Below are 14,996 nucleotides of genomic sequence, written 5' to 3' on the forward strand. Positions count from 1 at the left end.
ATGGAAGATGGAGCGTACTTGGTATATAAAGTATAGGTAATGGCTTTATGAATATTTATGCTTTGTGTACTTCATGATATAGTTCATTCATTAACAAATAATAGCCATTATTGAGGGTATGTGTATCGTAGTTGGGGAGTTATATGGCGTGAGGTATTGTAAAAAGTCCTATATTTGAGAGCTATGGAAGTATTGTCTTTTATAGATTTTACTCAAGTTAAAAGTATACAGTCGTACGAGGCATTATTCCTTCGATTTGTAGCCGTATAGAAAAAGAAAAGTCCATGAGTTTAAAGAAATCCTACTTTCTAATAGCATTGTTTTTTGCACAGTTTGCGATGGCGCAAGAAGGTATTCCAGTATATCTTGATTATTTACAAGATAATTTATATTTACTTCATCCATCAATGGCTGGAGCTTCTCAAACTACTAAGTTAAGAGGGACCGCTAGATCACAATGGGCAGGTGTAGATGACGCTCCAGCACTTCAAACAGTAAGTTTAAATGGTCGAGTAGGAGATAATATAGGGATAGGCGGTGTTCTATTTAATGATAGTAATGGCTATTTTTCTCAACAAGGGGTGTATGCTACGTTTGCATATCACTTAATGTTAGGACGTAACTATGTAGATTTAAATCAGCTTTCTTTTGGGATAAGTGCAGGAATTATTCAAGGTAAGCTTGATGAAACTAGCTTTGACCTGACAGATTTTGATCCTATTATAGCGGGGATAGAGCAAAGTGATTCTTACTTGAATATAGACTTTGGAATGTCTTACAATTTTTTAAATTTCTCAACGCACTTTACCGTTAAGAATGCAATCCCTGTGAAGCGTGATATCTTCAGTGAGGATTTTGAGCCAAATAACCAACGTCGTTATCTAATATCTATGGCGTATACAATTTCACCTAGTTATTCTGAATGGAGTTTTGAACCATCAGTAATGTTTCAGGCAACAGATAGCACAGGAGAAGCTACTTTAGATGTAAACGGTAAGGCATATTATAAAACAGACTGGGGTAGATTATGGGGAGGACTTTCTTATAGAAGAAGTTTTGACGGAGCAGAATTTACTACTAATGGTGAATCTGTAGACACTCAAAAACTTCAATATGTAACGCCATTTGTAGGAGGTATGTATGATCGTTTTATGTTAGGCTATACATATTCATATCAAAGTAACTCAGTAGTACTTACTAATGGTGGTTTTCATCAAATTACGCTCGGTATCAACCTTGGTAAAAATAAAGAACCTTATGATTGTAATTGTCCAGCTATCAACTAGCATTCGGTTAAATAATTTGGTTTAAAATATAAAAAAATCCCTCGCAGTTATGGCGAGGGATTTTTTAGTTTGCTAACTGTAAAAGAATATCGCTCTTATTCATTTGAAGCCATTAGTGCTAGAAATTTATCAAGGTTAGGAAGAATTAAAATTCTCGTTCTTCTATTTCTTGACATATTCTCTTTACTATCATTTTCTACTAAAGGCACATAGCTACTACGTCCAGAAGCAATTAGTTTTGATGGATCTACATTGTGCTTAGTTTGCAGCTCACGTACGATTGCTGTAGCGCGTTGTACACTTAAATCCCAGTTGTCTTTGAGGTATGAGCCTTTCTTTACAGTACGGCTATCTGTGTGACCTTCTACCATTACTTCTACAGCTGGTTCAGAATTTACAACGGCAGCAATACGTCTTAAAAGAGCATCTGCTTCCTTGCTTACTCTATAACTCCCAGAGCGGAATAGCATTTTATCTGAAATAGAAATCTGTACTACAGTATTATCTATATCAATGTTAATATCATCAAGGGCATTAGCTCCGTAAATATCTTTATCAAGGTTACGTTTAAGTTTATGAGAAACTGCAAGATTCATAGAGTCCTCTAGTGTTTGTGCTTGCGCTAGTTCGCTAGGATCTACATTTGCGAGTGCTGCTCTTAACTTCTGTTTCGTGTTTTCTGACATTACAGTACCATTCTTAGTAATCTCAAATTTAGCATCGTTAGAAGCTTGTAAATCAACGTTAGTGTCACGTAAAGAATTGATTTTAGTATTGTAGTCATCTACACGTTGCTCTATAGCTGCATATTTTGCTTCTATTTCCTCTTTTTCTACTTTAGTTTTAGTCAAAGTGACTTTTGTAGTGTCATACTCAGATTGAAGTTGAGTGTATTTCTTTTTTGAAACGCAAGAGGTAAGTGCTCCAGCAGTCATTGCAATAAGTAAGGTATTCTTTGTAACTCTTGAAATAATCATAAGTGTTTAGTTTAGTGTTTACTTCTTAGTTATACGGTGCGAAGTTTTTATATAGACGTTAAGGATATCATAAAGTAAAACATATTACACATAATAAAATATGTAATATGTTTATAACCAGATATTTGGAATAGTTATTCCCAACTGTAATTTTTTGCGCGGCCTTGTTTTTTTATAGCATCTATTAGTGCATTTCTCAATTCGTTATCTGATGTGTCTGTTTTAGAATCAACAAACTCTTGTCGTTTTTTATTAAGCGATGCAATTTCTTGTTGTATTGTCTTGCGTTGCTTTTTCTTCTTAGAAACGTACTCTTTTATCTCCTTTTCGGTTTTCCCTTTGAGTTCTTGAGGTAAACTAGTTTCTTTAAGTTCTACTATGATTTCTTCATTTTCTTCCATAGCATCTACGAGGTCCCAGCTAGTATTTTTATATAGTCTAGAGCTTTTGCTTACTGCTCGCTTTACAGCATTTGCATTTCCATATGACTGTGCATTGCTGTCTTGACTACTTTGTAAGGCCATTTTAGAAGGGGCTAGGTTGCCATAACCTACATAGGTTTTGTTAAGTTCTTCATTCTTACGTAAGATTTTATCATCGTATGGAGATGGGATGTGCACTGTTGCTTTATCACTATTTATAGCAATATAATCTCCTTGTGTAAGGGATGCGCCATCTTTCCAATTTGTGTTGAGCCCTTCATTATAATCACCACAAAAAATTGTGTTTATAGTAACATCCTTTCCGCAGGCATTGCTGGCAGCATCTTGGTAACGCACTGGACCTTGATCAAAAGGTTCATTACCAGCTATAAAAATAAGATTGAGATCGTTTTTATTTTTACCCCACTCTAATTGATTGAGCGAACTTTGAATCACATTACCGCAGTACTCGTTACCTCCATTTGTTGTCAGAGAAAAGAGGTTTTTAGAGATTTCATCAAGATCTGTGCTAAAAGCACTCACCATACGTATATATCCTTCTCTTGCATTGAGCCTGTCATTTCCATATTCATAAAGTGCGATTTTAAGGTCTGGACGGCTTTCATCTCCGCACTTAGCTTCGGCTAGTTCGTTGACTAGCTCCCACAATTGTGCTCGTGCTTGATCTATAAGACCATCCATACTATTAGAAGTGTCTAAGAGTAGTGCTACTTTAATGGTATTTTGAACGGGATCTTTTGTAAATGATGGTATATGATTTTTTTCCGCTTTCGCGAAAGCGTACTCATTCCCATGTAAGTTTGTTGCGAGTAGTCCATTGTGCATAGCTAGTGTAATTGCTAGGATAAAAAGAGTTTTCATTTGCTGATTTTTATGATGAATAGAGTTCAAAATTATCATTATGAAAAGTCAAATTTTATGTAGAATGAGGGAATAGGACGTATGAATGAGTAAACGACCTTAGATGATTAGTAAAAGGAACGTTTTTGTACGTAAAAGCATGAAAATAGGCGTGTTTGCTTCTTTTGTGATTTTAAGAAGCTATTTTTTTAGAGTAAGTTTGAATATAATGAAAACTAGAAATAACATATTATTTATACTTATTCTTTTATTAGGATCGTACACAGCTTTTGCACAACAAGAACGTGAGGCGGTTAGTAGAAGTACGAATCGAGTTTTTACTTTAAAAGGAAGTATACTTGATACTGAGTATATGAAGCCTGTTGCCAAGGCAAATGTAGAGGTAACTGGTGGGGCCTACACCACCTCAGGGAGTGATGGTGAATTTAGAATAGCCGCCAAAGTAGGTGATGAGCTTGTAATACGTAGTGAAGATTTTGAGACGGTCTTTTACACGATTAAAGATCAACAGCGAATAAAATTAGAAGTGAGACCTATAGAAAAAATGGTTGAGTTTGATGAGGTTTTAGATGTTCAAGCTCCTCCTATTACTTTTAACTCACTCATTAATCAAGCAACGTTAGTTTACAAATCAAATGCCGCAGCTGGTGTTGATAAAGTTGCACAAGCACTTTCTGTCTCTACTATTACCACAAGTGAAAGAGCCAGAAGTTTCAAATTACTAGGAGATATTTATAGTCACTGGAAACAGTATGATCTTGCGGTCACTAATTATAAGTTAAGTATTAAAAATGAGCCAAGTATTGCAGTAGAAATTGCGCTTGCTCAGGCATATTATAATAATAAGAACTATCAGGAATGTATAAGATTATACACCAGGCTTGCAGAGATGAACCTCACTGCAACACAACAAATAACTGTAAAGGAAGGACTAGGTGATGCTTATGTTGCAACTGGAGACTATGTAACTTCTATTACAAATTATGAAGAGGTGGAGAAAAAAGTCACCCAGCTGCAAAAGCCATCAGACGCAGCAAGGCTTAATACAAAGATAGGAGATGCTTATGATCAGCAAGGTGCACCGCAAGCAGCTGCTTTAAATTACTCTAAGGCTGCCGAGTTATCTAATATCGAAAAAACAGAGTCTGCTGTAAGAGCAAAGACAAAAGTAGCAGATTATTATAGTAGGAATAAATCTTATGATGCAGAGATTGAGCTACGTAAATCTGCAATTGAGGATATAAATCTGGTTGCACCAGATTCTATATCTAATGATGATGTAATAACCGTCCAGAAGCAAAACTATAAGATAGGATTTGCACTAGCCGCACAAAATAAATATGATGAGTCTATTACTTTTTTAGAGAAGAGTATAGAAGAAGCACGTGATAAGGAAGACATTGTAGTCGAGAAAAATGCAAGACGCAGACTCTCTGAAGTATATCGTGATAAGGGCGATATTAATAAAGCAAAGGAAGCTTACGAAGCATATAAAAACATTGTAGACCTTAGCTATAGTCGCAAGGAGCAAGAAATCTCTCAAGCCACCCGCTTTGCAAAGGACATTACCGAAAAGCAGAATAGAATTATTAGTCTAGAAAAAGACAGACAGCTTAATGAAAGTCGCTACCAGCTCGCTTTTCAAGAACAAGAACTGGTAGAGGCTAGAGATACTAGACAAAAAGTAATTATTGGATCACTCATACTTGTTACAGCATTATTGCTACTTACGGCATTCTCTATGTATAGAAGTAGTAAGAAGCAACAATATGCAAATAATCTACTTGCTCTTAAAAGCTTGCGATCACAAATGAATCCGCATTTTATTTTTAATGCCTTGAATTCGGTTAATAGTTTTATAGCTACTAATGATGAGCGTACGGCAAATAAATATCTTTCAGATTTCTCTATCCTCATGAGAGCCGTGCTAGAGAATAGTGAGGAAGATTTTATACCGCTGTCTAGCGAGATAGACCTTATCAAGAGGTACACAATGCTGGAGCATTTTAGATTTAAAGATCGTTTTGATTATGAGATTGAGGTAGATAAAGCGCTAGATGTAAGCTCTTTTATGATTCCACCTATGTTATTGCAGCCTTATGTAGAAAACGCTGTGTGGCATGGAATGCGTTACAAAGAAGAGAAAGGTATGCTGCGCATTAGTTTTGATCAAAAGGATGAGAATACAGCAATAATAACCGTCTCAGATGATGGGGTAGGGCGTACACGTAGTAAAGCATTGAAAACTGAGAACCAAAAGAAACAAAAATCTAAGGGAATGGGGAATATTAAAAAGCGAATTGCCATTCTCAATGAGATGTACGGTGATCGTATCGCTGTTACCGTCTCTGATGTATTTGATTCAGGAGAAGGAACAAAAGTGACGCTAACGCTTAAAAAAGTATAATACATGAAGCTCAAAACTATTATAGTAGAAGACGAAGAGACGAGTAGAGAGATCTTGCGTAACTATCTTACTAAGTACTGTCCTAAAGTTGACATTGTAGGTGAGGCAGCAAATGTTGATGAAGCGTTAATATTGATAAGAAATCATGAACTTGATTTAGTTTTTCTAGATGTAGAAATGCCTAAGGGAAATGCTTTTGATTTACTGGAGCAAGTAGGCGACCGTAGTTTTGAGACGGTTTTTGTAACGGCATATAATCAGTATGCCATGGACGCGCTTAATACGCACGCATCTTACTATTTACTAAAGCCAGTTTCAATAGATGAGCTCATAAAGGCGGTAGATTATGTGAGTGAGGTAAAGACAAAAGAAAATGCTTTAGAGAATAAAGTGCTCACTGCACATACCATTGACAAGCAAGGTAAAATCACTATTCCAGTACAAGATGGTTTTGAAGTGTTATCTGCACAAGATATTTTGTATTGCAAGGCAGATGATAATTACACAGAGATATTTTTGAAAGGAGGTGATAAAAAGTTAGTAAGTAAAACACTGAAGTTTTTTCAAGATGCGCTTACAGATTTTGGATTTGCACGTGTTCATAAATCATATTTAGTGAATGTTAATGAAATCACTGCCTATAAAAAGGGTAAAGGAGGAAGCGTCATATTAAGTAACGGGAAAGAAGTGATGGTTTCTGCTAGTCAAAAAGCAAACCTACTCACGTATTTTCAATAATTAATCCGACTAAAAATCAAGTTTCTTGATAGTGATAATAGGTGGAGGTGTTACGCTTTCGCGAAAGCGTACTAACACTTTTTCTAAAATACTGGGATCCCCATTTGTAAATAATTGATGATTTCCAGTCGTTGCAGTATGCAAGGCTTTTATTTCTGTAAGAACAGACTTAGTCTGGCGAGCAACGGCTAGTCCAGAATCTATGATGGTAACTTCTTTAGGTAATAATTCAGTTAGAAGTGGGATGAGATATGGATAGTGACTACATCCTAAAACGAGATAATCTATTTCTTGGGCAATCATTGGGTCTACATATGACTTAAGAAGTTTTTTTAAAACCGTACTCTCAAGATCTCCCTTCTCTATAAGTGGTACGAGGCCTTCTCCTATAACTTCTATAACTTTAGTTCCCTGTGTCCACTTTTCTGAAGTATCTTGAAATAGAGTGCTGTTTAGCGTTCCCTTGGTTGCTAGAATACCAATGGTCTTATTTTTAGAATTGAGTGCCGCAGGCTTAATAGCTGGTTCAATGCCTATAAATGGGATGTCATAATTTTTCCTTAGGTAGTCAATGGCGTTTGTGGTTGCGGTATTGCAAGCAACAACAATAATTTTTGCGCCTAGTTGTATAAGCTTTTCTGTGTTTTTTACGGATAAAGTAATTATTTCCTCTTTTGATTTTGCTCCATAAGGTGCATGCTTACTATCGGCAAGGTATATGGTGTTTTCATACGGTAGGTGTGTGACTACTTCTTTCCAGATGGAAGTGCCGCCTATACCACTATCAAAAAGTCCAATGTTACCTTTGTATTGCATGTATCTAAAATAAAAAACTGCCCTTTAAAAAAGGGCAGTTTTCAATATTTGTTTTCGCTTAGGCGAAAGAATATTTTAAAATTATATTCCTAAAGAAGCTTTTGCATCTGGCATTAAATCATAACCATCTGCCATGATAACTCCTCCAGCTCCTGGCGTAGAATCAAGTACGAATTCAAAACCTTTTGCTCTTGCAACTTTTTGAATAGCTACTCTTGCTTTTTCAATAATAGGCTTGATAAGTTCTTGCTGTTTAGTTTCTAGTGTCTGTAATGCAGATTGTTGATACTTTGCAATGTTAGTGCGTGTTTCTTGAACTTCTTGCATACGTCTTCCATTCTCCTCATCAGTTTGAGTTTCTGCCTCACGATTATAACGCTCATACGTCTTTTGAAGCTCTGCACCCATAGCAGAAATTTCTGTATCATATGATTTCTGAAGCTTTTCTAGCTCAGACATTGCGTTCTTATATGTAGGCATAGCTTCTACAAGAGACTGTGAGTTAATGTGTGCAACTTTGCTTTGTGCTTGCATAGCGCTACTCATTCCTACGATAAGTGCAATTGCTGCTAATACTTTTGTAAACTGTTTCATTTTAATCTAATTTGAGTTAAGTGTAATAATTAATAAGGGTTATCTGCCGTCTCCGTCGTTCCCATTTTGTGCTGGAGGCGTAGTTTTCTTTTTTCTTGCTTCTAAAATTGAATCCCTCTTTGCTTTTCTTACAGCAATAATAGAATCTTTTTTTCTTTTTCTATCTGCAATTGCAGCTTCTTTGGCTGCTTTAGCATTTGCGGGATCCGTGCCTAATGTTGGCGTGCTTCTTCCACTAGATGTTGTGGTTTTTGCTTCACGTACAGCTTGTATAGAATCTTTCTTGCGCTGGCGTTCTTCAAGTAATAACCTTCTTCTTTCTTGAAAGGCCGCTTGACGTTCTGCTTTTTGCGTTTCTCTATCTTTATTGCGAGCTTCAAGTGCAGCATCACGTTCGGCAGTCTTTGCGTCTATTACTCGTTGTCTTTCTTGACTGGCTTTATCTTGCTCTACTGTTTTTGCCTCATCGATGTCAAAATCTCTCTCGTCCTTCTTACTATTGATTTGATTACGTTTTGCAGCTCTAGTAATACTTCTAAGGACTTGATCACTTATATTAAGTCTGTCTGCCGTATACAGCATCATTAAGTCTGATGATTTATCAAAAACAAGGTCAAACTTTTTTGCTGCAGATATTTCTTGAACAGCGTTAAATACCTGGTCTTGTACAGGCTCAACAAGTTGTCTTCTCTGGATGGCTAAATCTCCACCTGGACCAAAACGTTTTTGCTGGTATTCTAATATTTGATCTCTTTCAAAAGTGATTTCCTCATCACGTTCTTCTATAAGCTCTTTTGTGAGTAATGCTCTTTCATTATCCAGTTGCTTTTTCATTGCAGCAACCTCTTCAAGTTTAGTTTCGATCTCACCTTTCCATTTCCCAACCTTATTATCGAGTTGTATAGAAGCTTCTTGATATTCAGGAACATTTTCAAGAATATAATCCATATCAATGTATCCTATACGCACACCACTAGCTCTTTGAGCTTCTAGTGAAGTAGATAACAACATTGTTGCGATTAGTAAGAGAAAAACATGTGTCTTCATAAGTTCAGAGTTGCATTAGAAATAATCGTGCCAAAAATTAGAACTGCTGACCAATAATGAAGTGTGTTTCCCATCCATTTGCTCCCACAGTACCAGGAATTGGGTCGAATCCATATCCAAAATCCAATCCTAATAAACCAAAGGCTGGCATAAATATACGAATTCCTGCTCCAGCAGATCTACTCAATTGAAACGGGTTATAGTCTCTAAAATTGTCATAAGATGATCCAGCTTCTGCAAATGTTAATGCATAAATAGTAGCTTGAGGATTAAATGAAATAGGGTAACGTAGTTCTAAGCTGAATTTATTATAGATGGTTGCTCCATCATTAGCTTGATTCGTGCTAGAAAGTGCTGCTCCTCTATCAATAGGAGTTACCGCTTGGTTAGGGTAACCTCTAAGTCGTACAATCTCTCTACCATCTAGTGAGAAACCACCTAGTCCATCTCCTCCTAAGAAGAAACGCTCAAATGGAGGTACGCCTCTGTCTTGATTATAGGCTCCAAGCCATCCAAATTCGATTCCTGTTTGTAAGACAAATTTACCAACTATCGGAGTATACCATTTACCATCAAATTTTACTTTATAGTACTCTAACCAGTTAAAACGCTCTTGATCAATACGGCCTATCTCATCACTATCTTGATTCTCTACAGCTATTTCACGATCTGCAGCAAGTTGCTTATAATCCGTACCGTTCCAAGCAGAGTAAGGAAGTGTAAGCTTTGCTGTAACACTTATGTCTGATCCACCAGTAGGGAATATAAGTCCACCAAATACTTCTCTTCTACTTAATCCGACTGTATAAGCTAAGTTTTCTGATGATCCATTACCAAAGGTAAATAGTCCCGTGTTGTAATTTTGTAAATCAAAGTGTTGGAAACTAATTGCATGTGATAGACTAAAGTTTCCATCTGGCCATGAAAGACGTTTTGAGAGCCCAACCGAGCCACCTGTGATTAAAAATTTTCTATCTCTGTCTACACGATCACTAGCATTACCGCTATTAATTCCTGTAAAAAGATATTGTATCGTATGTGAAAAAGAGGTTGAAAACTGCACTGGTTGTTTCCCTCCAAACCATGGGTCTGTAAGTGAAGCACTGTATGTTTGAAAAAACTGACTTGCTTGGGCTCTTAGAGAGAATTTCTGACCATCTCCCATAGGAAGAGGTTGGTATGCATCCTTATTAAAAATGTTCTGGATAGAGAAGTTGTTGAAAGAAAGACCTAATGTTCCCACAAAACCACCACCACCAAAACCTCCTTGAAGTTCTATCTGGCTAGCACCTTGTTCAACAACATTGTATTCTAAATCTACTGTTCCTCCTACAGCATCAAAATTGTCAAAGTTAGGCGTGAGCTGTTGAGCATCAAAAAATCCTAACTGGCCAAGCTCTCTAATAGTTGTAACTACGGCAGCTTTACTATAACGTTGTCCGGGTTTAGTACGCAGCTCTCTGTATATAACTTTATCTTTAGTTTTGTCGTTTCCTTTTACGGTTACTTTATTAAAATAAGCGAGTTTACCTTCTGAAATACGTACCTCAAAATCTATAGTATCGTTTTGAACACTTGTCTCTACTGCATTAACATTTGAAAATAAGTAACCACTATTTTGGTAAAGGTTTGCGATGTTATCCGCATCAGGGTCCGAGTCATCTTGAATACGTTCTTTTAAGAGTACTCCATTATAGACATCTCCTTTAAAAAGCCCTAGTTGACGGCTTAATTGCTCATCTGTATACACAGAATTACCTATAAAATCAATATCACCTATATAGTACCTATTACCTTCTTCTACGTTCATTTCTATCGTAATACTCTTCTCGTTATTCTTGATGATAGTATCAGAAATTATTCGTGCGTCGCGGTATCCTTTTTCTTTGTACTTATTGATAAGTGAAACTTTATCTTCTTCGTAATCTGCTTTGATAAATTTAGATCGCTTCCATACACGCCAGATTTTCTTTTCTTTAGTGCTTTTCATAGAGCCTAAAAGAGTTCCTTCCTTAAGCTTCTCGCGTCCTATGATATTGATGTCGGCTATTTTTACACGCTCTCCTTTATCAATATTTACAGTCATATTGACTTTGTTTGCACCTATACTATCTGCTGTAGGAACAGTATTAATAAAAACTTTTGAGTTAAGATATCCTTTCTTTTTGTAAGTATTCTCAATGTAATTCTTAGCAGTTGTCTCTAGGTTTTCTGTAACCTTTGCGCCTTTATTAAGACCATTGTCTTTGATGAAGTTGGATCCTTTTTTCTGTTTGATTCCTTTAAATCTTACTTCATTAAGTTCTGGAACTTCTTTGATGTCTAACTGTAAATCTACCTTGTCTCCATTAACAGCAGTAACATATAAGTTAATGTCTGAAAAGAGTTCTAGTCCCCATAGTTTTTTGATTACATCTGTAATCTTTTGTCCAGGTAGAAAAATGCGTTCTCCTACTCGGAGTCCTGTAAATGCAATTACAGTGTTTTCATTATAAGTAGAAACCCCACTTACTTTGATGTCTGCAATTTCATATTTAACTTCTGGATCTAACGGTAATTGTCTTTGCGCTTGTGCAAAAGTGAAGCTCAAAAGGGCTAAAAAAATCATCCATTTGCTTGTCACTTTTGAAAAAGTAGATGCACTATTTAATTTGTTCACTTGTCTTTCCAAATCTTCGTTCTCTTTTCTGATAATTGTAAATAGCGTCATGTAAATGTTCCTTTCTAAAATCTGGCCACAGTATTTCTGTAAAATAAAACTCAGCATAGGCTATCTGCCATAACAAAAAATTACTAATTCGTTGCTCTCCACTTGTGCGTATTAGCAAATCTACATCCGGCATGTCATGGGTGTAAAGATGCTCATTTATACAAGATTCATCTATTTCAGCTGGCGAAATTAGGTTATTTTTAACTTTATCGCTTATTTCTTTGACAGTTTTTATTAGTTCTTCTCTACTGCCATAACTCAATGCAAGTGTGAGTTTAAGCCTTTTGTTGTTCTTTGTTTTTTCTATAACCTCATCAAGTTCTCTTTGCGCTTTTTTAGGCAAAGAGCTAGTATTTCCAATAGTATTAAGGGAAACATCATTGTCTTGTAAGGTTGAAATTTCTTTCTTTAAAGAGGACACAAGTAAGTTCATTAGAGTATCTACTTCTGCCTTAGGACGGTTCCAGTTTTCTGTAGAAAAAGCATAAAGAGTGAGGTAAGGCACGCCAAGTTCGGCTGCGGCCTCTACGGCTTCTCTTACTGCTTTAGACCCTTTCTTATGACCTACAGCTCTAAGAAGTCCTTGTTTTTTTGCCCATCTACCATTACCATCCATGATAATAGCGATGTGCTGGGGCAATTTTTCTTTATTAATCTGGGCAAGTACGTCCATCATATTCTTAAAATCCGCAGTAACAAGGTCTGCGGCCAAAGGTAAAACTCACGGTCATTCCCGTAAATACATACCAATCATTATTATTTTTATTTCCTAAACTTAAAGCCTCTTCTCCTGCTGGATCGCTGCCATCTATATTATCTGTAAATGTATAACGTGCACCACCTTCTAGGGCTATGACCATTGCACTATTTACTGCTACTTTATAACCTAACACAATTGGAATCGCTACATCGAGCGCGTTTCCACTTGCTGTAACACCATCTATGTTTGATATGTTTTCTTGATTAAAAACAGTAAGACCAGTATATAAATACGGTGCGTTTGCATTACGATCTTTAAACATATCAAATTCCCAGAAGGTATACTCCAGGCCTAATGAAATTTCTTGAAGACTATTAGTAAAAGATAATCCTCTACTTTGTCTTCTTGCCTCATGACTATCCTCGTCATTTCCTTCTAGCTCTGTAAATAGGGCTGTAAATCTAAAGGAATGTCTGGAACTTCTATTCCACTTCAGAATAGCTCCAAAAACAGGCTTGTTTGGAGAAAAGTAACTAGTCGAGCCAATGTCACTTACAACGTTAGACCCGCCTAAAAACCCTCCTATTTCATAGGTCTGAGCTTGCGTTTCAGTATTCCAAAAAATGGCGATCAAAATAATCGTCAGGTACTTCATATGGTGTTAAAAGTTTGCAAATATAACAATTCTGTGTTGGTACTAGCAATTAGGGATTGCTAAGATGCTGTGGGTTAGTTTACGCTTTCGCGAAAGCGTACTTAAATACGTACTAGTAACCCTTACAGAAAACATATTAAATGCATAAATATTGTTTAGTTTCTTTTATCCTCTCCCCAAAGGAGCTTGCGACGGAGTGTTTTTAAAAAACTATCTCCTTCCAAACGTATGAGGCTTATTTGAAAAGGTGCCTTTTGTAAAGTGATAATAGTCTCATTATCTAGGGTTGCTATACGGGAATCAAGCGAAATCAAATGTTGCTCTTCTCTTCCCGAAACGCTAAGCTCTATTACTGTGTTATCTGGGATAACTAGTGGTCTGGCATTTAAGTTATGCGGAGCGATAGGTGTGAGTATAAGGCTAGAGGTGTGCGGCGTGATTACTGGGCCTCCACAGCTAAGCGAGTATCCAGTAGAGCCTGTAGGAGTTGCAACAATAAGTCCATCTGCCCAATAGTTTGTTAAGTCTTCACCATCAAGCTTAGTCTTTACCGAGATCATAGAAGTAGTGTTTTTTCTACTCACCGCAATCTCGTTAAGTGCAAAGTTAAGTTCTCCTATTTCTTCTGATAGTTTACTTGTCGTAATTTGTAGTAAACTCCTTTTAGAGATGCTGTATTTTCCAGTTAATATTTTATCAATAGAGGCTTCAATTTCATTTTTCTTGATGGTTGCTAGAAAACCTAGTCGCCCAGTATTTATTCCTACTATAGGGATGTTGAGATCTCTAACGTAGGTTACAGTCTTTAGTATGGTTCCATCACCTCCTATACTTACAAAGAGGTCATAACTGTTGTCTAATTCTTTGAAGGTGGAAAAGTGATTATAATCTTTTTCAATAGTGTCATTCTCATGAATGAGTTTAAGAAAGTTCTTTTCTATAATGACTTCTATCTGTTTTTTGTCAAGAATATCAAGAAGCTGCTGAATGTATTGTCCCGCTTCTTTATGATAAAACTGACCGTAAATACCAATTTTCATAATCTATTAGATATTAAGGTATTTTTCTAGATATTGAGAGCGCTCTCTTAAGTCTGTAAGGAAGGTGTCTTCATGGTGACTAGATACCACGTTATAGCTATACCTTCTAAAGGCTGCGAGAATATCATTAAAATTTGATCTCCCTATTTTTACTGAAATTTCGGCAACGTCATTCTCTATTCTAGAGATAAACATTCCCCAGATTTTCCCATCATTAGACTCTACAATCTGACTTATTTCGCTAAAAGAATAATCTTGGATTCCTTTTTCTATAATCACCACGCTTCCTGGCTCACTTATAAAAGGAGTGCTATTAAAGAAGCTCATTACATCTTCTAGTTCATAGTAACCTAGATAGGTGTTTTTTTCATCTAGTACTGGCATCATGTTGCAGCCGTGTCTTGCAAAAGTCTCGAGTACATCTAGCCAGTTTGTATCATAACGCACAAAAAATTGCTCATAGCCATGGCTGTATTCACTTATAGGAATACCTGCGTCTAGGCAATGTGTGTCATTTTCAGGTAGTGATCCTACATAAACACCTTCTCGTTCTATAGGAACATGAGAATAGGTAGTTTGACTAAAAATAGACTGTACTTCTCCTATGTTCTGCTTTTCAGAAACTGGAGAAATATCATTTATAATGAAATCTGTTAACGTCATACTGCAAAATAATGAAAAAATAACCGCCTAGCAGCGGTCTCTTTGTATTTTTGTGATAT

General features: G+C 36.4%; 13 protein-coding genes. 3 read left to right on the forward strand and 10 right to left on the reverse strand.

What is annotated here, in order from left to right; genetic code table 11:
- Positions 1 to 284: 284 nt before the first annotated feature.
- Positions 285 to 1,286, forward strand: a complete 1,002-nt coding sequence (locus tag DCS32_RS07790) for a type IX secretion system membrane protein PorP/SprF (protein ID WP_108877757.1) — start codon at positions 285 to 287, stop codon at positions 1,284 to 1,286.
- A gap of 95 nt (positions 1,287 to 1,381) precedes the next feature.
- Here DCS32_RS07790 and DCS32_RS07795 read toward each other — a convergent pair whose 3' ends face one another.
- Positions 1,382 to 2,263, reverse strand: a complete 882-nt coding sequence (locus DCS32_RS07795; protein WP_108877758.1) for a flagellar motor protein MotB — start codon at positions 2,261 to 2,263, stop codon at positions 1,382 to 1,384.
- 134 nt (positions 2,264 to 2,397) lie between these two features.
- Positions 2,398 to 3,567, reverse strand: coding sequence for a VWA domain-containing protein (locus DCS32_RS07800; protein ID WP_108877759.1), 1,170 nt, complete (start codon positions 3,565 to 3,567; stop codon positions 2,398 to 2,400).
- Positions 3,568 to 3,775: 208 nt separating this feature from the next.
- Here DCS32_RS07800 and DCS32_RS07805 point away from each other — a divergent pair, with 208 nt between their 5' ends.
- On the forward strand, positions 3,776 to 5,974 hold the full coding sequence (locus DCS32_RS07805; RefSeq protein ID WP_239057582.1) for a histidine kinase: 2,199 nt from the start codon (positions 3,776 to 3,778) through the stop codon (positions 5,972 to 5,974).
- Positions 5,975 to 5,977: 3 nt separating this feature from the next.
- Positions 5,978 to 6,712, forward strand: coding sequence for a LytR/AlgR family response regulator transcription factor (locus DCS32_RS07810; RefSeq protein WP_108877761.1), 735 nt, complete (start codon positions 5,978 to 5,980; stop codon positions 6,710 to 6,712).
- A gap of 9 nt (positions 6,713 to 6,721) precedes the next feature.
- On the opposite strand, the gene murI is transcribed toward DCS32_RS07810, so the two are convergent.
- The 8 genes from murI to DCS32_RS07850 all read right to left on the reverse strand — a co-directional run bounded on the left by murI (position 6,722) and on the right by DCS32_RS07850 (position 14,937).
- Entirely contained in the window at positions 6,722 to 7,528 is an 807-nt protein-coding gene (gene murI / locus DCS32_RS07815) for a glutamate racemase (protein ID WP_108877762.1), read from the reverse strand.
- Positions 7,529 to 7,609: 81 nt separating this feature from the next.
- Positions 7,610 to 8,122, reverse strand: a complete 513-nt coding sequence (locus DCS32_RS07820; protein WP_108877763.1) for an OmpH family outer membrane protein — start codon at positions 8,120 to 8,122, stop codon at positions 7,610 to 7,612.
- 39 nt (positions 8,123 to 8,161) lie between these two features.
- Positions 8,162 to 9,169, reverse strand: coding sequence for an OmpH family outer membrane protein (locus DCS32_RS07825; protein WP_108877764.1), 1,008 nt, complete (start codon positions 9,167 to 9,169; stop codon positions 8,162 to 8,164).
- Positions 9,170 to 9,206: 37 nt separating this feature from the next.
- On the reverse strand, positions 9,207 to 11,879 hold the full coding sequence (locus DCS32_RS07830; RefSeq protein ID WP_108877765.1) for an outer membrane protein assembly factor: 2,673 nt from the start codon (positions 11,877 to 11,879) through the stop codon (positions 9,207 to 9,209).
- Positions 11,812 to 12,552 carry an isoprenyl transferase gene (locus DCS32_RS07835; RefSeq protein ID WP_108877766.1) on the reverse strand — a complete coding sequence of 247 codons (741 nt, stop codon included), beginning with the start codon at positions 12,550 to 12,552 and terminating at the stop codon, positions 11,812 to 11,814. Before DCS32_RS07835 ends, DCS32_RS07830 begins: the two co-directional genes overlap by 68 nt.
- Positions 12,553 to 12,559: 7 nt before the next feature.
- Positions 12,560 to 13,234 (reverse strand): DUF6089 family protein, encoded by a 675-nt coding sequence (locus tag DCS32_RS07840; protein WP_108877767.1) that lies wholly within the window; start codon positions 13,232 to 13,234, stop codon positions 12,560 to 12,562.
- A 155-nt stretch (positions 13,235 to 13,389) separates the two neighbouring features.
- Positions 13,390 to 14,274, reverse strand: a complete 885-nt coding sequence (locus tag DCS32_RS07845; protein ID WP_108877768.1) for an NAD kinase — start codon at positions 14,272 to 14,274, stop codon at positions 13,390 to 13,392.
- Positions 14,275 to 14,280: 6 nt separating this feature from the next.
- Positions 14,281 to 14,937: a CBS domain-containing protein gene (locus DCS32_RS07850; protein ID WP_108877769.1), complete on the reverse strand. Its 657-nt coding sequence runs from the start codon at positions 14,935 to 14,937 to the stop codon at positions 14,281 to 14,283.
- Positions 14,938 to 14,996 lie beyond the last annotated feature (59 nt).

Source organism: Dokdonia sp. Dokd-P16, assembly GCF_003095655.1.
In the GTDB taxonomy this organism is placed as follows: domain Bacteria; phylum Bacteroidota; class Bacteroidia; order Flavobacteriales; family Flavobacteriaceae; genus Dokdonia.